General features: G+C 66.9%; 22 protein-coding genes. 11 read left to right on the top strand and 11 right to left on the bottom strand.

What is annotated here, in order from left to right; genetic code table 11:
- Positions 1–42 precede the first annotated feature (42 nt).
- From QLQ86_RS07625 to QLQ86_RS07605, 5 genes are all read left to right on the top strand, one after another.
- Positions 43–615 carry a PRC-barrel domain-containing protein gene (locus QLQ86_RS07625; RefSeq protein ID WP_282816442.1) on the top strand — a complete coding sequence of 191 codons (573 nt, stop codon included), beginning with the start codon at positions 43–45 and terminating at the stop codon, positions 613–615.
- 256 nt (positions 616–871) lie between these two features.
- Positions 872–1,747: an AEC family transporter gene (locus tag QLQ86_RS07620; protein WP_282733564.1), complete on the top strand. Its 876-nt coding sequence runs from the start codon at positions 872–874 to the stop codon at positions 1,745–1,747.
- Between the two features lie 113 nt (positions 1,748–1,860).
- Positions 1,861–3,000, top strand: coding sequence for a PQQ-dependent sugar dehydrogenase (locus tag QLQ86_RS07615; protein ID WP_282816441.1), 1,140 nt, complete (start codon positions 1,861–1,863; stop codon positions 2,998–3,000).
- 51 nt (positions 3,001–3,051) lie between these two features.
- Positions 3,052–4,494, top strand: a complete 1,443-nt coding sequence (locus QLQ86_RS07610) for a sensor histidine kinase (protein ID WP_282733566.1) — start codon at positions 3,052–3,054, stop codon at positions 4,492–4,494.
- Positions 4,491–5,900, top strand: a complete 1,410-nt coding sequence (locus tag QLQ86_RS07605) for a sigma-54-dependent transcriptional regulator (RefSeq protein ID WP_282733567.1) — start codon at positions 4,491–4,493, stop codon at positions 5,898–5,900. The genes QLQ86_RS07610 and QLQ86_RS07605 overlap by 4 nt, the downstream gene beginning before the upstream one ends.
- Positions 5,901–6,054: 154 nt before the next feature.
- On the opposite strand, the gene QLQ86_RS07600 is transcribed toward QLQ86_RS07605, so the two are convergent.
- Complete coding sequence (locus QLQ86_RS07600; RefSeq protein ID WP_282816530.1) at positions 6,055–6,549, bottom strand: hypothetical protein; 495 nt, start codon at positions 6,547–6,549, stop codon at positions 6,055–6,057.
- 106 nt (positions 6,550–6,655) lie between these two features.
- The gene (locus QLQ86_RS07595; protein WP_282816440.1) at positions 6,656–7,039 is read right to left on the bottom strand and encodes a hypothetical protein; all 384 of its coding nucleotides are present in this window, start codon (positions 7,037–7,039) and stop codon (positions 6,656–6,658) included.
- A gap of 379 nt (positions 7,040–7,418) precedes the next feature.
- Here QLQ86_RS07595 and QLQ86_RS07590 point away from each other — a divergent pair, with 379 nt between their 5' ends.
- The 5 genes from QLQ86_RS07590 to QLQ86_RS07570 all read left to right on the top strand — a co-directional run bounded on the left by QLQ86_RS07590 (position 7,419) and on the right by QLQ86_RS07570 (position 12,881).
- Positions 7,419–8,666 carry a quaternary amine ABC transporter ATP-binding protein gene (locus QLQ86_RS07590; RefSeq protein ID WP_282816439.1) on the top strand — a complete coding sequence of 416 codons (1,248 nt, stop codon included), beginning with the start codon at positions 7,419–7,421 and terminating at the stop codon, positions 8,664–8,666.
- A gap of 5 nt (positions 8,667–8,671) precedes the next feature.
- Positions 8,672–9,505 carry an ABC transporter permease gene (locus QLQ86_RS07585; RefSeq protein WP_282733583.1) on the top strand — a complete coding sequence of 278 codons (834 nt, stop codon included), beginning with the start codon at positions 8,672–8,674 and terminating at the stop codon, positions 9,503–9,505.
- Between the two features lie 77 nt (positions 9,506–9,582).
- Positions 9,583–10,455: a glycine betaine ABC transporter substrate-binding protein gene (locus QLQ86_RS07580; protein WP_282816438.1), complete on the top strand. Its 873-nt coding sequence runs from the start codon at positions 9,583–9,585 to the stop codon at positions 10,453–10,455.
- Between the two features lie 274 nt (positions 10,456–10,729).
- A complete protein-coding gene (locus QLQ86_RS07575; RefSeq protein WP_282733571.1) occupies positions 10,730–11,158 on the top strand; it encodes a universal stress protein in 429 nt (142 codons plus the stop codon).
- Positions 11,159–11,207: 49 nt separating this feature from the next.
- Entirely contained in the window at positions 11,208–12,881 is a 1,674-nt protein-coding gene (locus QLQ86_RS07570) for a BCCT family transporter (RefSeq protein WP_282816437.1), read from the top strand.
- Between the two features lie 92 nt (positions 12,882–12,973).
- Here the strand turns inward: QLQ86_RS07570 and QLQ86_RS07565 are convergent, their stop codons facing one another.
- The 6 genes from QLQ86_RS07565 to dctP all read right to left on the bottom strand — a co-directional run bounded on the left by QLQ86_RS07565 (position 12,974) and on the right by dctP (position 21,770).
- Entirely contained in the window at positions 12,974–13,699 is a 726-nt protein-coding gene (locus QLQ86_RS07565) for a 3'-5' exonuclease (protein WP_282733573.1), read from the bottom strand.
- A 7-nt stretch (positions 13,700–13,706) separates the two neighbouring features.
- Positions 13,707–15,617: a DUF294 nucleotidyltransferase-like domain-containing protein gene (locus tag QLQ86_RS07560; RefSeq protein WP_282733574.1), complete on the bottom strand. Its 1,911-nt coding sequence runs from the start codon at positions 15,615–15,617 to the stop codon at positions 13,707–13,709.
- Between the two features lie 152 nt (positions 15,618–15,769).
- Positions 15,770–16,162 carry a DUF4168 domain-containing protein gene (locus QLQ86_RS07555; protein ID WP_282733575.1) on the bottom strand — a complete coding sequence of 131 codons (393 nt, stop codon included), beginning with the start codon at positions 16,160–16,162 and terminating at the stop codon, positions 15,770–15,772.
- A 181-nt stretch (positions 16,163–16,343) separates the two neighbouring features.
- Complete coding sequence (ltrA, locus tag QLQ86_RS07550) at positions 16,344–17,600, bottom strand: group II intron reverse transcriptase/maturase (RefSeq protein ID WP_282816436.1); 1,257 nt, start codon at positions 17,598–17,600, stop codon at positions 16,344–16,346.
- Between the two features lie 657 nt (positions 17,601–18,257).
- Complete coding sequence (locus QLQ86_RS07545) at positions 18,258–20,456, bottom strand: TRAP transporter large permease subunit (protein ID WP_282816435.1); 2,199 nt, start codon at positions 20,454–20,456, stop codon at positions 18,258–18,260.
- 144 nt (positions 20,457–20,600) lie between these two features.
- Positions 20,601–21,770 carry a TRAP transporter substrate-binding protein DctP gene (dctP, locus tag QLQ86_RS07540; protein ID WP_282733577.1) on the bottom strand — a complete coding sequence of 390 codons (1,170 nt, stop codon included), beginning with the start codon at positions 21,768–21,770 and terminating at the stop codon, positions 20,601–20,603.
- Positions 21,771–22,193: 423 nt separating this feature from the next.
- Here dctP and QLQ86_RS07535 point away from each other — a divergent pair, with 423 nt between their 5' ends.
- Complete coding sequence (locus QLQ86_RS07535) at positions 22,194–23,117, top strand: DMT family transporter (protein WP_282816434.1); 924 nt, start codon at positions 22,194–22,196, stop codon at positions 23,115–23,117.
- Here the strand turns inward: QLQ86_RS07535 and mtgA are convergent.
- The 3 genes from mtgA to QLQ86_RS07520 all read right to left on the bottom strand — a co-directional run.
- A complete protein-coding gene (gene mtgA, locus QLQ86_RS07530; protein WP_282733579.1) occupies positions 23,099–23,800 on the bottom strand; it encodes a monofunctional biosynthetic peptidoglycan transglycosylase in 702 nt (233 codons plus the stop codon). The two genes, QLQ86_RS07535 and mtgA, sit on opposite strands and share 19 nt — an antisense overlap.
- A 115-nt stretch (positions 23,801–23,915) precedes the next feature.
- Positions 23,916–24,770 (bottom strand): S-formylglutathione hydrolase, encoded by an 855-nt coding sequence (gene fghA, locus QLQ86_RS07525; RefSeq protein WP_282816433.1) that lies wholly within the window; start codon positions 24,768–24,770, stop codon positions 23,916–23,918.
- Between the two features lie 24 nt (positions 24,771–24,794).
- Positions 24,795–25,787, bottom strand: a 993-nt coding sequence (locus tag QLQ86_RS07520; RefSeq protein WP_282816432.1) for an S-(hydroxymethyl)glutathione dehydrogenase/class III alcohol dehydrogenase, incomplete at its 5' end; no start/stop codon positions are given.

The raw sequence follows: 25,787 nt of genomic DNA, 5'->3' as shown, positions 1-25,787 counted from the left end.
GTTGATCACATGGACCTTACACGGATCACAAGGAGTGAACGCATGGCCCAACGCACACCGCTGAATCACACCATCAAGCAGGCCACCCTCGGAGCGCTGCTCGCCGGCGGCCTGGCCGTCACCGGCAGCGCCCTGGCCGAGCCCCAAGGCCTCTACTCGGCCAACGAACTGCTCGATGCCGATGTCTACGCCACCTCCGGCAGCGAACAGATCGGCGACGTCGAGGACATCCTGCTCGACAACGACATGCAGGTCCGCGCCTTGGTCATCGACACCGGCAATCTGCTCGACTTCCAGGGCAACCAGCAGTTCGTGATCGAGACCGGGAAGTTCACCGTCGCGACCCAGGACGGCAATAGCCTCGAGGAAATCGAGTACCGGGTGAATGTCGACCTGAGCGAGGAGCAGATCGCCCAGCAGCCGCAATACACCAACGACTGGTGGCAGAACGCCCGGGAAGGGGCCCAGCAGGCCTGGGAAGACACCAAGGAGGGCGCCGCCAGCGCCTGGGAATCCACCCAGGAAGGCGCGTCATGGGCCCTGGACAGTATCGGCGAGGCCCTGGAGAACGTCGGCGAACGCACTCAGGAGGCCGCCGACCGCCCCGCCGAGTGACGGCTCGACCGCCATCCCCCCTTCAAGCCCGGTCATCGACCGGGCTTTTTGCGGAGCGAAATAAGGCGCCGCTCGCGTCGACGGCTCTGGCTCTCCGCCAGTTACACGTTCTAACCTGAAGAGGCTGGCTTTTCGATCCTTGGCCCCGGCCCTTGCCGGGGCCCTTTCATGCCGGCGGCACGCCGGAGTTGCCCCGAGGGGCCAGCATTCACGACAATACGCGGCCTGCTCCCACCGCCACGCAAGGATGCCGCCCATGCTCGCCGAACTCTTCGCCGTGATGGCGCCCGTGCTCACCGGCGCGGGGCTCGGCTTCGTCTGGGTGCGCCTCGGCCACGACTTCCCGGTGGCCTTCGTCACCCGACTGGTGTTCAACATCGGCACCCCGGCCCTGGTACTGGCCTCGCTCTCCGGCGCCGAGATCGATGCCGGCAGTTTCGGGCGCACCATGCTGGCCACGGCGCTGGTGCTCACCGCCATGGCCGGCATGGCCTTCCTGCTGGCACGGCTGCTGGGCAAGGACTGGCGGGTGCTGCTGGCCCCCACCATGTACCCCAATACCGGCAACATGGGCCTGCCGGTGGTGCTCTACGCCTTCGGAAGCGCCGGCTTCGCGTTCGGCATCACGGTGATGGTCACGGTCTCGCTGTTCCAGTTCACCCTGGGGACCCTGCTGGCGAGCCGCGGCAACCCGCTGAAGGCGCTGGCGAAGACGCCGGTGGTCTACGCCATCCTGATCGCCCTGGGGCTGCTGCTCAGCGACACCGACCTGCCCCGCTGGCTCGCCAACAGCGTCGATCTGATCTCGGGCTTCACGGTGCCGCTGATGCTGATCACCCTGGGCGTCTCGCTGGCCAGCATCCACGCCCGCAACCTCGGCTCCGGCATCGGCTTCAGCCTGCTGCGCATCCCGGTGGCCGCCGGGGTCGCCTGGGGCATCGGCACCCTGCTGGCGCTACCGCCCATGGCGCTGGCCATCCTGGTGCTGCAGATGAGCATGCCGGTCGCGGTGTTCAACTACCTCTTCGCCCAGAAGGCCGGACGCGAGCCGCAGTACGTGGCGAGCCTGGTGTTCTGCTCCACCCTGCTGTCGCTGGTCTACCTGCCGATCCTGCTGGCGATCCTGATGTAGCACTGCCATCGCCTGTGCCCCCTCGCGGGGAACACCCTCGCCGCGGCAGAGTCCCTGTGTAGGGTCTTTGTGAAGAGTCCCTATGCGGGTACAGCCAACGAGGGGGAAGCCACATGCACTCGCCACGTCATGCACTCTCGACCGCCCTGCTGCTGAGCGGCGCCCTGCTCGCCGCCCCGGCCGTGGCCGCGGAGGTGGTCGAGGAACGCATCGCCACCGACCACCTTGAGCTGCGCCTGGAGCGCGTGGCCTCTGGCCTCACGCATCCCTGGTCGGCCGCCGAGCTGCCCGACGGCCAATGGCTGGTCAGCGAGCGTCCCGGGCACCTGGTGCGCATCGATGCCCAGGGCGAGGTCACTCGTCTCTCCGGCGCGCCCGAGGTCTCCACCCGCGGCCAGGGCGGCCTGCTCGATGTCGCCCTGCATCCCGACTACGGCGAGGGCTGCGACTGGGTCTACCTCACCTGGAGCCAGGCCGGCGATGGAGGCAGCGCCACCACCCTCTCCCGCGGGCGGCTGGAGGGCGACGCCCTGGTGGACCTGGAGACACTGTTCGTCCAGGACCGCTTCTCCCGGCCGGGTCGCCACTACGGCTCGCGGCTGGCCTGGCGCGAGGATGGCACCCTGCTGATGAGCATCGGCGAGCGCGGCAGCCCCGAACGCGCCCAGGACCGCGGCGACCACGCCGGCAGCGTGCTGCGCCTCACCGCCGAGGGCGGAGTGCCGGACGACAACCCCTTCGTCGACGACGATGACGTGCACGACGAGATCTTCACCTACGGCAACCGCAACCCCCAGGGCCTGATCGTGGCCGCCGACGGCACCATCTGGTCCACCGAGCACGGCCCGCGCACCGGCGACGAGCTCAACCGCCTCGAGGCCGGGGTCAACTACGGCTGGCCGGAGGTGAGCCGCGGCAACGACTACGCCACCAACCAGCCCATCGGCCGCGACAGCGCCCCCGGCATGCGCGACCCCGTGCACGTGTTCGCCGGGCGCTTCGCCCCCTCGGGCCTGGCCCAGGTGAGCGGCGACGCCTTTCCCGCCTGGCAGGGCCACCTGATGGCCGGGGGGCTGGCCAGCGAGAGGCTGGTGCGCCTTGCCCTGGACGACGACAGGGTCGTCGAGCGCGAGGTGATCCTCGAGGGCGAGATCGGCCGCATCCGCGACGTGCGCCTGGGCCGCAACGGCGCCCTCTACCTGCTCAGTGACCACGCCGACGGCGGCCTCTACCGCCTGGTGCCCGCCGACTAGCCACGACAGGGGCCGCACCGGACGCGGCCCTGACGACCACAGGGATCCCCCATGCGCCTGCGCAACCTGATCATCGTCACGGTCATCGTGCCGCTCTTCCTGGTGCTGATGGTCTTCAGCCTGGTGGCCATCAAGTCGCTGGAAGACAACGTGCGTTCCAAGCTGGAGACCGAGGTCCAGACCATCAGCCGCGCCATCGGTACCTCTCTGGGCTATGCCCTGACCCGCGAGAGCCCGGAGTCGCTGCAGGAGACCCTGCAGTCGGCCTTCTCCTACAACCGCATCTACGGCGCCTATGTCTTCGACATCAAGGGCAACGAGATCCATGGCCTGGGGCTCGGCGAGGCGCTCTACGAGGCCTCCGAACTGCAGGCGGTGGTCGAGGAGGGGGAGATGCGCAGCGACTATCGCGAGGAAGACGGCTGGACCTACTTCTCGACGCTGATGCCGCTGCAATCCCCCGACGGCAATACCCTCGGCGTGCTGCAGGTCAACCGCCTCAATACCGGCATCGAGAACTACACCGGCTTTCTCAGCCAGGTCGCCCTGGTCGCCTTCGGTATCGGTGCGGCGGGCATCGTGCTGGGCATCTGGTGGATGTTCCGGCGCCATATCGAGCGCCCGCTGAGCCGACTGCTCGAGGTGATGGAGCGGGTCGCCCGGGGCGAGCGCCGCCAGCGGGCAACGATCCGGGGCCTCGACGAGTTCCGCCGGCTCGGCCTGGCCCTCAACCACATGCTCGACGCCCTGGCCGAGAAGGATGCCGACATCGAGGCCCGTCAGCGCCGCGAAATCGAGCTGGAGCGGCGACTGCGCAAGTCGCGCAAGCTGGCCGAGCTCGGCGTGCTGGCCGCCGGGGTGGCCCACGAGGTCGGCACGCCGCTCACCGTCATCGAGGGCCAGGCCCAGCGCCTCGAGCGCCGTGCCGGCATCGGCGACGACGAACGGCGGCGACTGGGACGCATCCGCGGCGAGGTACAGCGCATCGTCGAGATCGTGCGCCAGCTGATGGACCTGGGGCGCCAGCACAGCGTCGACAAGGCGCGGCTCGCCCTGGACGACCTCGTCCACGACGCCCGGCAGCTGGTCGAGGCCGACCTCGAGGCACGCGACATTCGCCTCGAGCCGGTGCTGCCGGACCCGCCGCTGATGCTGCTGGCCAATGGCCAGCAGCTGGTCCAGGTCCTCACCAACCTGCTGCGCAATGCCACCCAGGCCGAGGGCGTCCGGCGGATACGACTGGCGGCCCGCCGCCGCGACGACAGTCTCTGCCTGACCATCGAGGACGACGGCTGCGGCATCCCCGAGGCCGACCGCACCCGGGTCTTCGACCCCTTCTTCACCACCAAGCCCGTGGGCCAGGGCAGCGGCCTCGGGCTCTCCATGGTCCATCGCATCATCAACGACCACGGCGGTTCCATCGGCGCCTTCGACAGCGCGCTGGGAGGCGCCGGCTTCGAGATCGTGCTGCCACTCGAGGACACCACCCCATGAACGGACACGACATGCCAGACACGGAACGCGACACGCCTGCCCTGCCCCTGCTGGTCGTCGAGGACGACCCGGCCATCCTGGAGTTGCTCGAGGAGGAGCTGGCCGACGCCGGCTACGCGACCCTCGCCGCGACCAGTGCCGAGCAGGCCCTGGCCACGCTCAGCCACAGCGAGGTGGCCCTGGTGATCAGCGACGTGCGCCTGCCGGGCATCGACGGCATGCAGCTGCTCGAGCGGCTGCGCCGCGAGGGGAGCACGGTGGGTTTCATCGTGATCACCGCCTTCGGCACCATCGACCAGGCGGTGGAGGCACTCAAGCAGGGCGCCGACGACTTCCTGACCAAGCCGCTGGACCTGGAGGGGCTGCGCGAGGCGGTCTACCGGGTGCTGGAGAGCCGTCGGCTGGCCTCGCGCCTGGCGAGCGACGGGACGGCGAACAGCTTCCACGGCATCGTCGGCGAGAGCGAGGCCATGCAGTCGCTGTTCCACGACGCCGCCCGGCTGGCCGACAGCGACGCGCCCATGCTGCTGCTCGGCGAGAGCGGCACCGGCAAGGAGCTGATGGCGCGGGCCGTGCACGCCGAGAGTCCGCGTCGCGACGGCCCCTTCGTCGCAGTGAACTGCGCCAGCATTCCCGCCGAGCTGATGGAGAGCGAGTTCTTCGGCCATGTGAAGGGTGCCTTCACCGGTGCCGACGAGTCCCGCCAGGGGCTCTTCCAGGCCGCGCGGGGCGGCAGCCTGTTCCTCGACGAGATCGGCGAGATGCCCGTCGCGCTGCAGGCCAAGCTGCTGCGGGCCCTGCAGGAGAAGAGCGTGCGACCGGTGGGCGCCGAACGGGAGGAAGCGGTGGACGTGCGCATCATCGCCGCCACCCATCGCCAGCTGGAGCAGGAGATCGAGGCGGGTCACTTCCGCAGCGACCTCTTCTATCGCCTCGAGACCTTCTCGCTGCGCATCCCGCCGCTGCGCGAACGGGAGGGGGACATCGAGCGGCTGATCCCGGCGCTGATCGACAAGCATGCCGGTCAGCAGGACAAGCACATTGCGCGCATCGAGCCGGCGGCCCTGGAGGCCCTGCTCGGCTATGACTATCCGGGCAACGTTCGCGAGCTGGAGAACGCCATCATGCGGGCGGTGACCCTGGCCGAGGCGGGACAGCTCTGTCACGCCGACCTGCCCCAGCGGATCCGCGATCAGGGCGAGGCCCGGCGTCGTGCCTGCCGCGAGACCCGGGCCGAGGGGGCGCTGGCGAGCACCGCCACCCAGGCGGACTGGCCGAGCCTGGAAGAGGTGGAGAAGCGCTATATCCGCAAGGTGCTGGCGGCCACGGGCGGCAACAAGCGGCGTACCGCCGAGGTGCTGGGGATCGCCCGTCGCACCCTCTACCGTCGCCTCGAGGAGGAGTAGCCACACAAAAAGGACCCCCGCCGCAGCGGGGGCCAGGGGTCACATGCCGGGCCGGCCAGAGGGGAACGCGATACACCGGCCTGGGAATGGCATGGACCGGGAGAACCGTCCATCACGCGAGTGCCGCCCCGCTGAGCGGGGCGGTGGAGCGGGCTTACCAGCCCTGCTCCTCATCCTCGCTCTCGTCGCCCTCCTCGTCCCAGGGCGCCTCCTCTTCCTCGTTCTCATACTCCTCTTCGGCGCCGGGCATCGCCTCGGTGCCTTCACCGAAGCCGGGGTCCTGAGCCGGGTCGCCCTGGGCGTTCGGATCGCCGGCCGGCTCACCCGCCGCGGGGTCCGCCTGCTGGGTAGTGGGATCGGCCGCGGAATCGGTGCCCTGGGTCGCGGGGTCGTCGCCCGGCACCACCGGGTCGCCGCCGGCCGGATCGCCGGTCGTCGGGTCGGCTGCTGCCGGGTCACCCTGGGCATTCGGATCGGCCGCCGGCTCGCCGGGCGCAGGATCCGCCTGCTGGGTGGCAGGGTCGGCCGCGGAGCCGGTGCTCTGGGCGGCGGGGTCCTCGTGCATGTCACCGAAGGCCAAGGGGCTTGCGATCAGGCCGAACGAGACACCGAGAATACCGAGCCTTTTGAGGGTTTCCTTGGACATCATCTTGCACCTCCTTCCTTACATGAAGATCGAGGGTGGATCGGGCGGGGTTTGCCCGTCGGGTGACCGGCGGCTGTCCGGTCGGTCGGTCACCGATGAGAAATGGCGGTCAGGTGCCGCTCTGGTCGTCGTCTTGCTCCTGGTCATCGGATGGCGATTCCGTGGTGGAGGTCGATTCACCGGATGACGCCTGTGAATCCATGGTGGACTCCTGGTCCATGGCCTGGTCCTGCTGCATGGAGGGATCCTGGCTCTCCATGTCCGAGTCCTGTCCCATGGAGGAGGACTCTTCACCCATGGTGGAGGACTCTCCATTCATGGTTGAAGACTCCTCGCCGGCCGGCTCCTCCATCGGCGGCATCTCCTCCTCGCCGTTGCCACAGCCGGCCAGGGCCAGGCTGCCGAGCCCCAGGGCAGCGATCGCGCCGAGGGTCGTCAGTCGGCGCGAACGCTTCCCGCGGGGCCTGTCTCGGTTCAGCTCATGGTCGGTCATCGCTTTCTCCCTGAGTCATCGGGACTTCACCCAACAACGAGCAGCCACCGTGCCAGTCACGGCCAGAAAGTATATAAAAACTTTAAAGTCATCAGGTTAAAGAACCCTTGCAACGCGGAAGGCGCGGCCCACCAAGGGCCGGGCGTTGGTCAGATTCGACACATGGGTCACCCTTGCGCCATCCTGCAGGCCTTCGACACCCCGGGTTTTAATTTGAATGGTCATTCAAAAAACGCTAGGGTAGCGTCCACTCCATCGTCACCCGATGCCGCTGTCAACGCAGCAGCCTGGCATCATGACGTCGTTTTCTTACGTCACGACACTCGACCCTTCGGCGCTTTCCGCCCGATGACGGGGGAGCCGACAAAAGGCAGAGCCAATGAACGAGAACCGAAACGTCAAGATTCGGGTACGCAACCTGAGCAAGGTCTTCGGCAACCAGCCGAAGAAGGCACTCGAACTGCGCAAGCAGGGGCTAAAGCGCCCCGAGATCTTCGACAAGACCGGCCAGACGCTGGGCCTGTCGAACATCGATTTCGATGTCTACGAGGGGGAACTGCTGGTGATCATGGGGCTGTCCGGCTCGGGCAAGTCCACCCTGATCCGCTGCCTCAACCGTCTGATCGAGCCCACCGAGGGCGAGATCGTCATCGACGGCGAGAACATTCCCGAGCTCGGCGACAAGGCGCTGCTGGAGTGCCGTCGTCGCCATTTTTCCATGGTGTTCCAGAACTTCGCGCTCTTCCCTCACCGCACGGTGCAGCAGAATGCCGAGTTCGGCCTGGAGATCCGTGGCGTGGACAAGGAGGAGCGCGCCAAGGTGGCGCGCCATGCGCTTCACCAGGTCGGCCTGGACGGCTGGGAGGATGCCTATCCCAACCAGCTCTCCGGCGGCATGCAGCAGCGCGTCGGGCTGGCCAGGGCGCTGGCCAACGACTCCACGGTGTTGCTGATGGACGAGGCCTTCTCGGCGCTGGATCCGCTGATCCGAGGCGACATGCAACAGGAGCTGCTGGAACTGCAGCACCGCATGCAGAAGACCACGGTGTTCATCACCCACGACCTGGACGAGGCGATCAACATCGCCGACCGCATCATCCTGCTCAAGGATGGCGAGATCGTGCAGATCGGCACCCCGGAGGAGATCCTCACCCATCCCGCGGACGACTATGTGGCGCGCTTCATCGAGGGCGTGGACATGTCCAGGATCCTCACCGCCCAGCATGCCATGCGGCCGGTGCGTGCCACCGCCCGCGAGGAAGACGGCCCGCGCACCACCCTGCGCAAGATGCGCGAGAACGGGCTGGACTCCATCTACGTCACCAGCCGCGACCGCAAGCTGCTGGGTCTCGTGGTGGTGGACGCCGTCGAGCAGGCCGCGAAGGAAGGCAAGGACAGCATCCGTGACATCATGACCCAGGACTTCCGTGCCGTCGGCCCCGTGGAGCCGCTGCACAACCTCTTCGCCATGTTCAGCGAGAAGAGCTTCCCCATCGCCGTGGTGGATGACCACCGCAGGCTGCTGGGCGTGGTGGTCAAGGGCGCCGTCCTCGACGAACTGGCCCAGGCAGCCGAGCCCGCCAAGGTGGGCGAGAACCAGAACATGGCACCGGCAGGAGACGCATGATGGCTATCGAGATTCCGAGCATTCCGCTGGGCGACTGGATCGAGGGCGGCCTCGACTGGCTGACCAGCGAATACTCCATCGTCACCCGCGCCATCTCCCGGGTGACCCAGACCGGCATCGACGTGCTCAACGATGCCCTGATGTGGCTGCCCGAGTGGGGCCTGCTGGCGATCATCGTCGGCCTCTGCTGGTGGGTGGCGAGCCTGCGCCTGGGCATCGGGGCCGCCCTCGGCCTGGCGCTGATCTGGAACCTGGGGCTCTGGGAGCCGATGATCGAGACCCTCACCCTGGTGGTGATCGCCACCTTCGTGGCGGTGGTGATCGCGCTCCCCGTGGGTATCGCCGCGGCGCTCTCGGAGCGGCTCTACAAGACGATCATGCCGGTCCTGGACTTCATGCAGACCATGCCGGCCTTCGTCTACCTGATCCCGGCGATTCCCTTCTTCGGCATCGGCTCGGTGTCGGCGATCTTCGCCACGGTGATCTTCTCCATGCCGCCGGCGATCCGCTTCACGACCCTGGGCATCCGCCAGGTGCCGGTGGAGCTGATCGAGGCCGCCGACGCCTACGGTGCCACCCGCGGCCAGAAGCTGGTCAAGGTGCAGTTGCCGATGTCGCTGCCCACGGTGATGGCCGGCATCAACCAGACCATCATGCTGGCGCTCTCCATGGTGGTGATCGCCGCCATGATCGGCGCCGATGGGCTGGGCAGCGAGGTGTGGCGCGCCATCCAGCGCCTGCGCCCGGGTGACGGCTTCGAGGCGGGCATCGCCGTGGTGATACTCGCCATGCTGCTCGACCGCGTGACCCAGTCCCTGCGCAAGGGCCGCAAGTCCTGATAGTTGAGGCCACCCCTTGAATCCGTCGGGAGGCACCTCCAAGGTAAATGGTTGAACATCAAGAGAAGGGGAACACGATGAACAAGCACCCGCTGAACCGTCGCATCCGTCTCGCCGGCCTGGCCATGGCCGCCGGCACCGCGCTCGCCGCCGGTTCCGCCCAGGCCCAGGACAAGGGCAGCGTGCACCTGGCCTACGTGGAATGGTCCTCAGAAGTGGCTTCCACTAACGTGGTGCGCGCCGTACTGGAGCAGGCCGGCTATGAGGTGGAGATGACCTCGCTCTCCGCCGCCGCCATGTGGCAGTCCGTGGCCACCGGTGATGCCGATGCCATCGTCGCCGCCTGGCTGCCCACCACCCATGCCGACTACATGGAGCGCGTGGGCGACGAGGTCGTCGACCTGGGCGTCAACCTGGATGGCACCAAACTCGGCCTGGTGGTGCCGGCCTACAGCGACGTCGATTCCATCGCCGAGCTCAACGACCACGCCGACGACTTCAACGGCGAGATCATTGGCATCGATCCGGGCGCCGGCCTCATGGGGCTGACCGAGGAGGTGGTCGACACCTACGACCTCGACCTGGCCCTGCGCAGCGGCAGCGGTGCCACCATGACCGCCGCCCTGGAAAGCGCCATCAACAACGAGGAAGACGTCGTGGTCACCGGCTGGACGCCGCACTGGAAGTTCGCCCGCTGGGACCTCAAGTACCTCGAGGACCCCGAGAACGTCTACGGCGGCGCCGAGCAGATCCACACCATCGCCCGCCAGGGCCTCGAGGAGGAGATGCCGGAGGCCTACGCCATCCTGGACGCCTTCGAGTGGACCCCGGAGCAGATGGGTGAGGTCATGTTGATGAACCAGGAGGACGACGCCGACCCCTACGAGAACGCCAAGCAGTGGGTCGAGGAGAACCAGGACGTGGTCGAGGAGTGGCTGCCCGAATCGTGAGGGCATGCCGGGCCGCGCCTGATCGGCGAGGCTGACCGCATCGAGCGCAAGGGGAGGCACCACAGGGTGCCTCCCCTTCTCATTGGGGGGGCTCGAATCTCGACGACCCTGTCGCCCGATGCAGACAGGCCCACTGCAATCAACGGCGAGGACGGGTACCATGCCCGCTCGGGATGCGCAGTGCCGCCGTTGAAATGTCGCCTGGCAAGGTGGCGAGGAACGGTCACACTGAACAGACTCGCAGGACCTCTGCGGCCAACAAGGAGATACAGGCATGTTCCACAAGATCATGGTGCCGGTCGACCTGGCACATATCGAGCTGATCGAGCCGTCGCTACAGGCCGTGGCCGACCTCGCTCGCCACTATGATGCCGAGGTCTGCTACGTGGGCGTGACCGCCAATACGCCCGGCAGCGTGGCGCGCACCCCTCAGGAGTACACGCAGAAGCTCGAGGCCTTCGCCCAGGAGCGGCACAAGGTCCACGGCCAGCCGGTCAGCACCCATACCATCGTCAGCCCCGACCCGATCGCCGATCTCGATGACGACCTGATCGAGGCCATCGACGAGGTGGGCGCCGACCTGGTGGTCATGCCGACCCATCCCCCCAAGCATCTGGACGTGATCATGCCGTCCCATGGCGGCAAGGTGGCGACGCACACCAAGGCATCGGTGTTCCTGGTGCGTCCGGGGGCCGGCAAGTAAGCCGAACCAGCAAACGCAAGCACACCAATAACTGCAAGGGAGATGTCTCGTGGCTCAAGATCCCCAAGACGAGAAACCCCAGGAGGCGAATGCCGGCTCCGAGGGGATTCCCGCCCCGCAGGGGGCGGCGAACCTCATCGATACCGACTATGTGATCGGCCAGGACAACATCACCGCCTCACCGCTGGGCGTGAACGTGGACCTGCATGGCAAGGTCTTCTTGTTCTCCTCGATCGTGATCCTGCTGTTCGTGGTCCTGACGCTGGCCTTGCAGGATCAGATGGAGCCGATCTTCAACAGCATGTTCAGCTTCCTGACCACCAACCTGGGCTGGTTCTTCCTGCTGGGGGCCAACGTCTTCGTGCTCCTGGCGCTGGTGCTGATCTTCACCCCGATGGGCAAGGTGCGCATCGGCGGCGCGGATGCCACGCCGGACTTCGGCTACGCCGGCTGGTTCTCGATGCTGTTCGCCGCGGGCATGGGCATCGGGCTGATGTTCTACGGGGTCTCGGAGCCGCTGGGCCACTATGGCACCGCCATGGGCGGTATCAGCATGGGCGAGGACGGCGTGCGCACCGACTGGGCCCCGCTGGGCGGTGCCGAGGGTGACCAGGCCGGCGCCATCTCGCTGGGCATGGCCGCCACCATCTTCCACTGGGGCCTGCATCCCTGGGGCGCCTATGCCATCGTCGGCCTGTCGCTGGCGATCTTCGCCTTCAACAAGGGCCTGCCACTGACCATGCGCTCGATCTTCTACCCGATCCTGGGCGAGCGCGTGTGGGGCTGGCCGGGCCACGTGATCGACATCCTGGCGGTGTTCGCCACCCTGTTCGGCCTGACCACCTCGCTGGGCATCGGCGCCACCCAGGCGGCCGGTGGCCTCGAGTACCTGTTCGGCATCCCCGCCGGCGACACCACCCTGGTGCTGCTGATCCTGGGGATTACCCTCGTGGCCCTGGGCTCGATCATGCTCGGCGTCGACAAGGGCGTGCAGCGCCTCTCGCAGATCAACATGGTGCTCGCCGCCCTGCTGCTGCTGTTCGTGATCTTCGTCGGCCCGACGCTGATGATCGCTACCGGCGTGCTCGAGAACCTGATCGGCTACGTGACCCACCTGCCGGCGCTCTCCATGCCGTTCGGGCGCGAGGACGCCAACTTCAGCCAGGGCTGGACGGCCTTCTACTGGGCCTGGTGGATCGCCTGGTCGCCCTTCGTCGGCATGTTCATCGCCCGCGTCAGCCGCGGCCGCACCGTGCGCGAGTTCCTGATCTCGGTGCTGCTGGTGCCGTCGATGGCCTCGGTGGTGTGGATGACCGCCTTCGGCACCACTGCCATCGACCAGGTGGTCAATTCCGGCATCACCGACGTGCAGGATGCCGCCCTGGAGCTGCAACTCTTCACCATGCTCGAGCACCTGCCGCTGACCGCCATCACCTCCTTCGTCGGCATCGTGCTGGTGATCGTGTTCTTCATCACCTCCTCCGACTCCGGCTCGCTGGTGATCGACTCCATCACCGCCGGCGGCAAGGTGGACGCTCCCAAGCCCCAGCGTATCTTCTGGGCGCTGATCGAGGGGGCACTGGCCATCGCCCTGCTGCTGGGCGGCGGCCTCGCCGCCCTGCAGACGGCGGCCTTGACCACCGGCCTGCCCTTCACGCTGGTGCTGCTGGTGGGCTGCTACGCCATCGTCAAGGGACTGATGAGCGAACCTCGCGCCAAGTAAGCCCGGCACGCCTCATTGGTGTTCGGCAAGCAACGAAAAGGCGGCCCGTGGGCCGCCTTTTCGCGTGGGGGACTCCCCTGTCGGGCAGGGTCTCAGCTCCAGAGCTCGCCCACCGGGGTCGTCGGGCTATAGTGGCTCGCCACCTGGGCCTGCAGCAGCTCGGCGGTGGCCAGGGCGTCGATAAGCGCATGGTGCCCCGCATAGACGGGCAGGCCGTAGCGCGCGCGGCTGTCGTAGAGGCGGATGGAGGCCGGCGGCCTGCCGATCCAGCGCTTGAAGCGGGCCAGCAGCGACTGGCGGTGGATGCGCGCCTCCAGCGACATGGTATCGATGACCGGGAACATCACGCCCTCCCCCAGCCGCGCCTTCAGTGCGGCGTTCAGGAAGGGCCGCTCGATATGCCGGTAGTGGACCACCACCAGGCGCCCCGTCAGGGCCTCGAGCAACTCGTCGAGGATCTCGCCGAGGTCCGGAGCCCGGGCGATGTCGGCGTGGGTGATGTGATGGAAGGTCACCGACTCCTCGCTCAGCGGGCGCGAGGGGCGCACGACCCAGTAGCGTCGCCGTGACAGGGCGATACGCCCCAGGGTGAAGGGCACCACGCCGATGCTGACGATGGCATGGCGCCGCTCGTCCAGTCCGGTCGTCTCCATGTCCAGGGCCACCATCGGCGCCTCGCCGATGGGGGTCTCGGGGCCCGGTAGCCCGGCGGCGAAATAGCGGGCCAGTCGCGGGTCCCTGGCCGTCTCGGCCCGGCCGGCCAGGTACTCCGGCCAGCCCGGGGTCGGCGGAGACATTCGCGGACGCAGGCGGATCATGGCCACCTCAGCGAGACCGGGAGCGCGACGGCATGGGGTAGCGGAACTTGAGGAACTTCTGGGCGTTGCTCAACACCTGGAAGGCATCCTTGAGGTTGTGGCGCTCGGTGTCGGAGACGTTCTCCGGCTCGATGTTGTTGTCCGGTGCCCGCTCGTGCTCGATATCGATCACGTGATGGCGGATCCGCGACATCGAGAGGAACTCGAGGGCATAGCGCAGCTTCTGGCTCACCCCCGGCGCCAGCAGCTGGGTCCGGTCGATGTCGTCGAGCCGCGCGAAGCTGTTCTGGGCCCGCGACCCGCAGGCCAGGGCATGCACCCGGATCAGGTCCGTCATCGGCGCGGTGCCGCGGCGCTTGAGGTTGATGGAATTGTTGTGCTTGCCGTCCTTTTCCATCACGAAGGTCCGGAAGAAGCCCAGCGGCGGAGTGCGGTTCAGTGCATTGCGCGCCATGGCGGCCAGGAACAGCGGGCTCTTGTGGGCCCGGCTGGCCACCAGGTCCTGGAGCTGCTCGACGAAGGCATTCTCGCCGTGCACGGCGTCCAGGTCGAAGAAGATCGAGCTGTGCAGCAGACGCTCCGGGGAGGGGTGATCGATCCAGTCACGGAAGTACTGCTTCCATACCGACAGGGGCTGGCGCCAGCGGTCGTTGGTGGCCATGATGTCGCCCTTGCAGTAGGGGTAGCCGCAGGCATCCAGGCCGTCGCTGACGCGCTGGGCCAGCGCCAGGAAGTAGGCATCGTGGCGCTCGGGGTCGAAGTCGTCGGCGAGCACCAGGGCATTGTCCTGGTCGGTGACGATGGACTGCTCGTTGCGCGCCATGGAGCCCAGCGCCATGAAGCAGTAGCTCACCGGCGGGGGGCCCAGCTCCTCCTCGGCCAGTTCCAGCAGCCGGCGCGTGAAGCTGCGCCCGATGGTGGAGAGCGCGCTGCCCACCATGCGCGAGTCGGCGCCCTCCTCGACCATGCGCACGAAGGCGGCACGCACGTCGGGCGCCAACCGCGCCAGGCCATCGACGCTGGACTGGTGGAAGATGTTGCTCACCAGGTAGAGGCTGCTGCCAGTCTCGTAGCGGATGATGTCGGAAAGATGCACGATCCCCACCGGGTGGCGACGGTGCATCACCGGCAGGTGATGGATATTGTTGCGCAGCATGCACAACATCGCCTCGTGCACCGACTCATCGGACTGGATGGCGATCAGACGGGGACCGATCACCTCCCCCACCGGCGTCTCGGGGGAGCGCCCCTCGGCCACCACATGCTTGCGGAAGTCGCTGTCGGTGAGGATGCCTCGCACCTGCCAGTGGCGATCCTCGCTGTCGCGGAAGGTGTAGCGAGGGGTATCGCCGGGGGCGTCGAGCACCAGCACCGCCGAGGCGCCGAACTCGGTGATCTGGCGGGCGGCCTCCTGCACCGTGGTGCTGGCCTCGACCATCACCGGGTAGCGGGTCAGCAGCTTGCGCACCCGGGTGATCATCATGTCGCTGTTCTTCTTCTGCTCCTTGACCGTCGACTCCAGGCGCGGCCGCTCGAGCTCGACGAAGTCGGCGAAGTTGTCGTCGGCCTCGCAGAGCCGCTGGAAGGCGGACTCGGGGATGAAGTAGATCAGGCAGTCTTCCATGGCCCGGGCCGGGAAGCGGGTGCGATGATTCCGCAGCAGGCTGAAGTGGCCGAAGATATCGCCCTCGCCGAGGCGATTGTAGAGTTCGCCGCCGCGGCGATAGACCTCCACGGCGCCGCTGCGGATGTAGCAGAACTCATGGACCTCCTGATCGAGCACCAGGATATCGCTGCCGGCCTTGAAGTAGGCCACCTCCACGCTGCCTGCCACCTCGTCGAGCAACTCGTCGGAGAGCCCCTCGAAAGGGGGGAAGCGCCCCAGGTGCTGGCGGATCTCAAGCAGTTCCACGTCCATGCGTCACGCTCCCGCCCGTTACATGTATGGCACCAGTCTGGAATGGCCGCACGGGGCTGTAAAGAGGACAGGGACGAGCGACAGACACGAAGAGGGCCACCCCGTAGGGTGGCCCTCGTCTGCCGATCGAGTCGGCGGGGATCTGCCCGTGCTTAGGACTCGGCCATTTCCTGCACGCGCTGCATCATCTCCGGGTCTTGCTGGATGGCCTGGCCAATGGCGTTGAAGGTATCCACGTCGAGACCGCTGTCCTCGACCACTTCGACCATCTTGTCGTTGGCTTCCATGCGCACTTCCTGCTGGGCTTGCTCATCCTCTGCCGCCTGCAGCTCCTCGGTGTACTCCTGGGAGATCACGGCGATCTCCTGGGAGGCGTCGGCAAACTGCTGCAGTTGCTCATCGGAGAAGTCCTGGGCCGGCGCCTGGGCCTGCGGCTGTTCCGCAGCGGCCGGGTCCTGGCTCTGCTGGGTTTCCTGAGCCTGCACGGCGGCAGCCATACCGAGAGAGAGAAGTGCGGCCGAGAACAGAGCAGTCATCCGTTGCATGAATACCTCCAGGGTGTTGCGTTGTGAATGTGCCCCCCTGTGACGCCCCCCGGAAGCGCGAGTTCAGACTATCTCGTAACCAAATGTAAAACTTAGGGATATTCCCATGCATCAAGTAGGAGGGGGAGTCGCCTCCCCGTCCTCTCACACCACCGGGCATACGGTTCCGTACCACGGCGGTTCATGAAGAACGACTAAGCCCTCTTACCGTCTCTAGTACCGAGACCATTCCCTGCTGACGGAACCAGCGGTTAGGCAAGGCATGGCGCATATGCAGCGCGCCTGCATTCCACCAAGGGCCTCGCCCATTCCCCGCTGATTTCCAGGCACGCTGGTCGTCCAGACCCAGCGCCAGAAGCTTGCGGCGCCGAGTCGCCGGACGTTTCCATTGCCGCCAGATCAAGCAACGCAGTCGGCGGCGTACCCATTGATCTAGCGCTTCCAGCGGGCGCTTCACGTCGACGAGGGCGAAGTAGCTGGCCCAGCCCCGAAGGACCGGGGTCAGTTCGTCGATCACTCGCCGTATGTTGCGCCCTCTTCCGCGTCTGAGGATCTCACGGACACGCAGCATCAGGCGTTGCAGGCTGGCCTTGGCGATGGTCAGCCGTGCCTGCTTATGCCGGGTCAGCGTATAGCCCAGATATCCCCGACGCCATGGCCGGTCCACCGCGCTCTTGTCACGATTGACCGTGAGCCTGAGCGAGCTCTCGAGAAAATCACTCAAGCTGGCCATGACGCGCTCGCCCGCCCGCCGACTCCTGACATACACCTGCATATCATCGGCGTAGCGGCAGAAGCGGTGGCCGCGACGTTCCAGTTCCTTGTCCACGTCGTCCAACAAGATATTGGCCAGCAGCGGGCTCAGTGGCCCGCCCTGGGGCGTCCCCTGTCGGCGTGGCGCGGCCAGGCCGTCCTGGAACATGCCGGCTTCCAGGTAGCGACGGATCAGGCGTAGCACCCGCTTGTCGCGGACGCGACGCGCGATCCGCGCCATCAGCAGGTCATGGTTGACCCGGTCGAAGAAGGCGGCCAGGTCGAGGTCGACCACCCAGCGGTAGCCGGCAGTGACGTGGGCCTTCATGGCCGAGACGGCCTGCTGGGCGCTGCGCTTGGGGCGATAACCGTAGCTCGATGCGGAGAAACCCGGATCGAAGATCGGCGTCAGCACCTGCAGCAGTGCCTGCTGGATCAGCCGGTCGGTGACCGTTGGGATGCCGAGCTGTCGTGTCCCGCCCTTGGGCTTGGGAATCTCGACGGCTCGGATCGGGCTGGGATGGTACTCGCCGGCCAGCAGCCGCTCACGCAGCGTCGGCCAGTGCTGTTTCAGGTGATCCGCCAACTGCTGCACCGTCATGCCATCGGCACCCGGTGCGCCCTTGTTGGCGACCACCCTACGGTAAGCCCGCGCCATGTTGGCCTTCTCTACCACGGCCTCCATGAGCGGGGCGGGCTCCGCTTTTGTCCACGATGACGACGCCGGGACCGTCTCGACGCCCACCGGCCGGGACTCAGGGTTCCGCCCCTGCCCCTCTGGGTGAGTGGCCGTGTCAGGACCAGGCTCTGTCTTCATGATCGATCCTCGAGACGTCATCGCCTACTCGCGGTTCTTCATGTTCGGCCCTTGGTGCCGCGGTGAACCGGCACTTACTATGGCCTCGGCTGACGTCTGGTAGCCCCTCCCGTCGCCTCTCGACGCCGGTAGCACCGTGGCAGACCACCAGACCTCCCAGGGTAAGACGCGCGACCTTCCCGCTTATGCCTGTCGGATATACGTCATGGCGTTCCGTGCAAGTATCGGGCTTTGATGAGTTGGGCCATCTCACCCCGCCATGCCGCCTCGTATCCGCTTCCTGTTCGTCAGGCCAGCGTTTTGCCTCGGGCTGCCTTCAGATTCCCCCTCGCGGGAGACACCCTTGCCGTCGGCTAGCACTTCCCCTTGCCGGGCGTGCAGGGGACTTTCACCCCCAAGTCATCCCGAGGCACCTCCCTCGGGAACAGCGCCAGTCAGGCGCTGCGCGCCATGCCTGGCGCACCCACGAAAAGGCGCTCCCCGCAGGGAGCGCCTCTGGTGGCTTGCCGGGGCGAGCTCCTGGCATCAGCCATAGGCCAGGTTCGGCAGCCAGGTCACCAGCGCCGGGAAGAGGATCACCAGCAGCAGTCCCACCGCCTGGATCCCCAGGAAGGGGAAGGAGGAGCGGAAGATCTGCGCCATGGTGATATGCGGCGGACAGACGCCCTTGATGTAGAAGAGCGCATAGCCGAACGGCGGGCTGAGGAAGGACATCTGCATGTTGACCAGGTAGATGACGCCGAACCACAGCGAGACATCGGCAGGGTCGACGCCGGGCAGGCCGAACACGCCGTCGAAGGTGAGACCCTTGATCAGCGGCACGAAGATCGGCACCGCCAGCAGCAGGATGCCCACCCAGTCGAGGAACATGCCCAGGGCCACCAGCAGCACCATCATCAGGGCCAGCACCGCATAGGGGCCGAGGCCCGCGCCGGAGATCAGCTCCTGCACGAAGGTCTGGCCGCCCTGCAGGATATAGAAGCCGACGAAGATGCTGGCACCGAAGATGATCCACATCACCATCGCCGAGGCGACCAGAGTGGTCATGCAGGCGGCATGCAGGTTGGGCCAGGTGAGGCGCTTGTGCATCGCGGCCACCACCAGGGCGCCGAAGGTACCGATGCCGGCCGCCTCCACCGGGGTGGCGATGCCGGTGAAGATGATGCCCAGCACCAGTACCACCAGGACGATCGGTGCCAGCATATTGCGCAGCAAGCGCAGCTTCTCCTTCATGTCGACCCGGTCCTCGACCGGCATCGGCGGCGCCATCTTGACGTTCAGGGTGCCGCGCATCCAGCAGTAGAAGCCGTACATGAAGGCCAGCAGCAGGCCGGGGATCAGCGAGCCCAGGTAGAGCTCGCCCACCGACTGCTGGGCAATGACGCCGTAGATGATGGCGAGTATCGACGGCGGGATCAGGATACCCAGGGTGCCGCCGGCCATGATCGAACCGATGGCGATCTCCGGGTCGTAGTTACGCTTGAGCATCGCCGGCAGGGCGATCAGGCCCATGGTCACCACCGCGGCCCCGATCACGCCCACCATGGCGGCCAGCAGCGTGGAGGCGATGACGGTGGCGATGGCCAGGCCCGCCTTGAGGCCGCCCATCCACTTGTAGACGACGTCGAACAGCTCCTCGATGATGCCCGCCTTCTCCAGCACCGAGGCCATGAAGATGAACAGCGGGATGGCCGAGAGCTGGTAGTTGGTCATCATCGGGAAGATGCGCGAGGGCATCAGGTTGAGCATGTCCTGGGTGCCGACCAGGTAGAGGAAGCAGACCCCCAGGCCGCCGGTGACGAAGGCCAGGGGCAGGCCCGCCACCAGCACCACCATCAGGGTGCCGAACATCACCAGGGTCAGGCCACCGATGCCCACGTTGGCCAGGGCTCCCTCGAGGCTGCCCGCCAGGCTCTCGTAGTCGGTGGTGGCGATGTTGACCATCTCGAACAGGGTCCACGCCGCCAGGATGGCCCCCGCCGCGACCAGCAGGGTGGAGAAGGTGCGGCTGCCGTCATGCATCCGACGATGGTGCCGGAAGGCCTGGAAGTCGCGGATCAGCTGGGCGATGCCCTGGAGCAGCAGCAGCAGCGCGCCGAAGAAGAGCATGAACTTCACCGGGTAGAACTGTATCGCCCACTCGGTGAAGGAGGTCTCGTTGGCGTAGCTTGAGCCGAAGAAGAAGCGGTCGCTCACCGATTGTGAGAAGAACTTCCATCCGGTCACCAGCAGGGCGAGGGTGAAGATGAAGAAGAACACCGAGGTCAGCAGGTCCAGCGCCGCCTTGTTCACCGGCCTGGCCCGCGTGTAGAGGATGTCCACGCGCACGTGCCCGCCCTCGCGCAGGGCGAAGGCCCCGGCGATCAGGTACTGCATGCCGAACATCAGGGTCATCGATTCGTGGGCCCAGTTGGTCGGCGAGTTGAAGGCATAGCGCATCAGCACTTCGTAGGCGAAGACGAAGGGGGCGATCAGCGCCCAGTAGGCCACGTAGCGGCCGAAGAACCCGGAAATGCGATCGATAACGGCGGTGAACAGGTTGCCGGGGGGCTGGTAGGCGACCTCGGCGGCCTCGCCGGCGGGGATCTCGGCGGTGTCACCGCCGCTGATGGTGCCGCCGCGGCGGAAGCTGCGGTCGACGAGCAACATCACCACGAGGGGCAGGAAGAACAGTACCGCCCAGTAGAGCCAGTGCGGCAGAACGAAATTGATCTCAAGATTCATGGAAACTCCTCCGCGATACCATCGCCTCCCGGCGATGGTGACGGATCATCGAGCCGACGGGATGCGGGATTGAGAGTTGTGCCCTATGCAAACCGGGCGCTGCGGCCCTCGGCCCACAACACCCGGAGTGGTCGAGCAGACGGGTCAGACGTTGAGTTCGTAGTCCTTGATGTCGTCCTCGGTGATCAGCGCCACCGCGGGGTCCATCATGGTGTCGAGATGCACCTTGAAGAGCCGCGCTGCATCCGGGTCCTTGTTGGCCCACTTGAACCACAGCGGGATGGCGACCTCGCGGAAGCGGGTGGCGTCCTCCTCGCTGAGGTGGATGATCTCCACACCCTTCTCGCGGTACTTGGGCCAGGCCTCGGCGTTGGCCTTCTGGATCGCCGCATAGTGCTCGCGGGAGTAGGCCGCCACCAGGTCGTGCATCAGGTCCTGGGTCTGGGAGGACATCCGCTCGAAGATGCGACGGCTGACGGCGATGTCCATGAGGTCGACAGACTGGTGCAGGCAGGGCGTGGAGGGCGGCCCCATGATGATGTAGTCGGCCACCTGCCAGAAGCCCAGCTCGTAGTTGACCGCGGCACCGGTGAAGTCGGCGGCATCGATGGTGCCCTTCTCCAGGGCCGGATAGACCTCGGAACCCGGCAGCAGGGTGGTCCGGGCGCCCACGGCGGCGAAGGTCTCGGCGACGATGCCCCCGGGCATGCGGAGCTTGATACCGTCGAAGTCATCGAAGCTGCGCAGCGGCTTCTTGGAGTGGATCAGGTTCAGGTCATGGTGGACATAGCCCAGCAGTTCCTGGCCCTGCTTGCGGTAGAGGTCCTTGGCGATGTCGAAGCCACCGTAGGCGCCAAACATCATGTCCCACTGGTGGGGCAGCGACAGGCCCATGGGGAAGGCGGTGAGGAACACGCCGGCCGGCATCTTGCCGGCCCAGTAGACGGTGAACCAGTTCTGGCCATCGAGCACGTTGTTGCGCACGGCATCGGCGACCTCGAAGGCACCGGCCACGGCCCCGGCGGGGAAGGGCTCGATGTTGACCTCGCCGCTGGTCGCCTCGGCGACGCCCTTGGCCCAGGCCTCGAAGGTGCGGTAGCCGACGGTACCCGGCTGCCAGGAGGACTGCATGCGGATGCGGATGCCCTCCTGCGCCTGGACGTTGCCGATCCAGGGGGCCGCCACGGCCGCCGCCGACCCGACGGCCGCGGCCTTCAGGAAGTTACGCCGGCTCGGGGTCTTGAACTCCTTGAGGACTTTCGTGTTGTCGTTGTCGACGGAAGAGATGCTTGACGGCTGCTTGTCGTCTTGCATGGCATGGACTCCTGGTTGGGTCGCGAGCCCGCACTCATATGAGCGGGCATCAACGGGATCTTGTTGTTTTCCTCCCTGCGCCATCTCGCGTGCCTGCTCGTTCTGGCGACCGACCGGCACGCAGGGCCCGCTATCCTTATGGGCCTCAGGGAAGATTCCATATATCTGGAAACGTCTTCCATGGCGAAAGCTAGCGAAAAGCCGCCCCCCGGCCAATAGCGACTTTCAACGCAAGCCGCCGTCGGACATTGGTCAGACCAAGCGTTCACGCGTGGCAAGATCCTGTCTATTCAGGCAAAATCATGGTCTTACCAATTTTCCGGCGTCGCCGCGTCTACTACCAAAGCACGAGCCGCGAAGGTGGCATCCCGTGCCACGGGCCGCGATGATGCCCCCACCCCCTGACCCTGGAAGCCCTTTGCCATGACATCGGAACGTCACCGCCAGGCCTGGCTGGCTGCCATGCCCATCCTCTTCGTGGCGCTGTGGAGCACCGGCTTCATCGGCGCCAAGTTCGGCCTGCCCCATGCCGAGCCCTTCACCTTCCTGTTCGTGCGCTTCGTGCTGACCCTGGCCCTGCTGGTCCCGCTGGTCGTGCTGCTGCGAGCGGGCTGGCCACAGGGGCCCCGGCTGTGGGGGCATATCGCCATCTCCGGCCTGCTGGTCCACGGGGCCTACCTGGGCGGCGTCTTCTACGGCATCTACCAGGGCATGCCGGCGGGCCTGGCCGCACTGCTGGTGGGGCTGCAGCCACTGCTGACCGCCGGGCTTGCCGGTCCCCTGCTGGGCGAGCGGCTGGGGCGCCTCCAGTGGCTGGGACTGGTGATGGGGCTCGTCGGCATCGCCCTGGTGCTGGGCGGCAAGCTCGACCCGGGCGAGATGCTGTTCCAGGGGTTCGGTCTCGGGGCGCTGGCCAGCGTAACGGTGGCGCTGGTCGGCATCTCGCTGGGCACCCTCTACCAGAAGCGGTTCTGCACCGGCATGCCGCTGCTCTCCGGCACCGTGGTGCAGTATCTCGGTGCCGGGACGCTGCTGGGCCTGGGCGCCCTGCTGTTCGAGACCAGGGAGATCGACTGGGCGCCCACCTTCCTGCTGACCCTGGCCTGGCTGGTGCTGGTGCTCTCCATCTCCGCCATCCTGCTGCTGATGGCACTGATCAAGCGCGGCGAGGCGTCGCGGGTGGCCAGCCTCTTCTATCTGGTCCCGCCGGTGACGGCGCTGGAGGCGTGGTGGCTGTTCGACGAGCGCCTGCCGCCCTTGTCGCTTGCCGGCATGGCCATCGCCATCGCCGGCGTGGTGCTGGTGGTGAGAAGCGGGCCCGGCAGCCCTCAGAGCCGCTCGAGATAGCCGGTGCCGCCGAGGTTGCGCATCTGCTGGCGGATCCAGGCGCTGCGCCGCTCCACCTGGGGGCCGGGGCGCGCCGCATCACGGCCGCGGGGGTCGGGCAGGATCGCCGCCAGCCGGCTGGCCTGGGCCTCGCTGAGCTGGCCGGCGGCGACGCCGAAGTAGTGGCGTGAGGCGGCCTCGAGGCCGAACACCCCGCTGTCCCACTCGACGATGTTGAGGTAGACCTCGAGGATGCGCTGCTTGGGCCACAGCCCCTCGATCAGCAGGGTGAACCAGGCCTCCAGCCCCTTGCGCACCCAGCTGCGCCCGGTCCACAGGAAGAGGTTCTTGGCGGTCTGCTGGCTGATGGTGCTGGCCCCGCGCAGGCGCCCCCCGTTGCGGCTGGCCTCCCAGGCGCGGCGCATCTCGCCCAGATCGAAGCCGTGATGGAGCGGGAAGCGCTGGTCCTCGGCGGCGATCACCGCCAGCTTGGCGTGGTCGGAGAGGCGTTGCCAGGGCTGCCACTGGTGGCGGATGTCGAGGGATTCCCCGGCGATCCAGGACTGGACCTTGCGCTCCACCATCACCATGGAGCCGAACACCGGCACCACGCGAAGCAGCAGCACCAGCACCAGGGAACACACCACGAAGCCCAGCAGGGTACGCCACAGCACCCGCCAGGCCCGCTGCCGCCACTCCCTCATTGCGTGTCTCGCTCGGCCATGGGCTCCCCTCGCCGCTCGGTGAATGCCGCCAGTATAACGACGCTGCCCCCCCGAAGGGAGGCAGCCTGTCATCCTGGTGCGGGCATGCGCCCGCTCAGCGCTTGTTCAGTCGTTCGGCGTGGTAGCGCAGGTGCTCCTCGATGAAGGTGGCGATGAAGAAGTAGCTGTGGTCATAGCCCGGCTGGCGCCGCAGGGTCAGCGGGTGGTCATGCTCGGCGCATACCGCCTCGAGCCGCTCGGGGCAGAGCTGCTCCTCGAGGAAGTCGTCGGCCTCGCCCTGGTCGATGAACAACGGCTGGCTCGAGGCCCCGCGGGCCACCAGTTCGCAGGCATCGTACTGGGTCCAGAGGCCGCGGTCCTCCCCCAGGTAGCCGGAGAAGGCCTTCTGCCCCCAGGGGCACTCGCTGGGATTGACGACCGGCGCGAAGGCCGATACCGAGCGGTAGTGCCCGGGACGGCGCAGGGCCATCACCAGGGCACCGTGTCCGCCCATGGAGTGGCCGCTGATCGACTCTCGGCCGTTGACCGGGAAGTGCTGGCGCACCACCGAGGGCAGCTCCTCGGCCACGTAGTCATACATGCGATAGTGCTTCTTCCAGGGCTCCCGGGTGGCATTGACGTAGAAGCCGGCGCCGCTGCCGAAGTCGTAGCTGTCATCCTCGCCCGGCAGGTCGGTGCCCCGCGGGCTGGTATCCGGACAGACGATGGCGATGCCGAGCTCGGCGGCAACCCGATGGGCGCCGGCCTTCTGCATGAAGTTCTCGTCGGTGCAGGTCAGCCCGGAGAGCCACCACAGCAGCGGTACCCGACCGGCCTCGGCCTGGGGCGGCAGGTAGATGGAGAAGGTCATCTCGCAGTCCAGTGCCCGGGAGCGGTGGCGATAGCGCTTGTGCCAGCCACCGAAGCTCTTGTTGGCCGAGACCAGTTCGAGGTGTTCGGTCATGGTCATGGTGTCAGGCTCCTGATCGATGGCTCAGTAGTGCAGGACGGTGCGGATGCTCTCGCCGCGGTGCAGCAGCTCGAAGGCTTCGTTGATCTTCTCGAAGGGCATGTCGTGGGTGATGAAGTCGTCGATGTTGATCTCGCCGTTCATGTAGCGCTCCACGTAGCCCGGCAGCTCGGTCCGCCCCTTCACCCCGCCGAAGGCGGAGCCCTTCCAGACCCGCCCGGTGACCAGTTGGAACGGCCGCGTGCTGATCTCCTCGCCGGCGCCGGCCACGCCGATGATCACCGACTCGCCCCAGCCCTTGTGGCAGCACTCCAGCGCCGAGCGCATGACGTTGACGTTGCCGATGCACTCGAAGGAGTAGTCGACGCCGCCATCGGTCAGGTCGACGATCACCTGCTGGATGGGGTCGCTGTACTCCTTGGGATTGACGAAGTCGGTGGCGCCGAACTGCTCGGCCAGTTTGAACTTCTCCGGGTTGACGTCGATGGCGATGATCCGCGCGGCCTTGGCCATCACCGCGCCCTGGATCACCGCCAGGCCGATGGCGCCCAGGCCGAAGACGGCGACGGTACTGCCCGGCTCCACCTTGGCGGTGTTCATCACCGCGCCGATGCCGGTGGTCACGCCGCAGCCCAGCAGGCAGATCTTGTCCATCGGCGCCGCCTTGGAGACCACGGCCAGCGAGACCTCGGGCAGCCCCGTGTACTCGCTGAAGGTGGAGGTGCCCATGTAGTGGTGCAGCATCTGGCCGTCCAGCGAGAAGCGCGAGGTGCCATCCGGCATCACGCCCTTGCCCTGGGTGGCGCGCACCGCGCTGCACAGGTTGGTCTTGCCCGAGAGGCAGAACTTGCACTGGCCGCACTCGGCGGTATAGAGCGGGATGACGTGATCGCCGGGCTTGACGCTGGTGACGCCCTCGCCCACCTCCTGGACGACGCCGGCCCCCTCGTGGCCCAGCACCGCCGGGAAGTTGCCCTCCGGGTCGGCACCGGAGAGGGTAAAGGCATCGGTGTGGCA

Source organism: Halomonas rhizosphaerae (assembly GCF_030012485.1).
Taxonomy (GTDB): Bacteria; Pseudomonadota; Gammaproteobacteria; order Pseudomonadales; family Halomonadaceae; genus Halomonas; species Halomonas rhizosphaerae.
The sequence above is the reverse complement of the archived record's forward strand: the minus strand, read 5'-3'. Positions and strand labels throughout refer to the sequence as shown.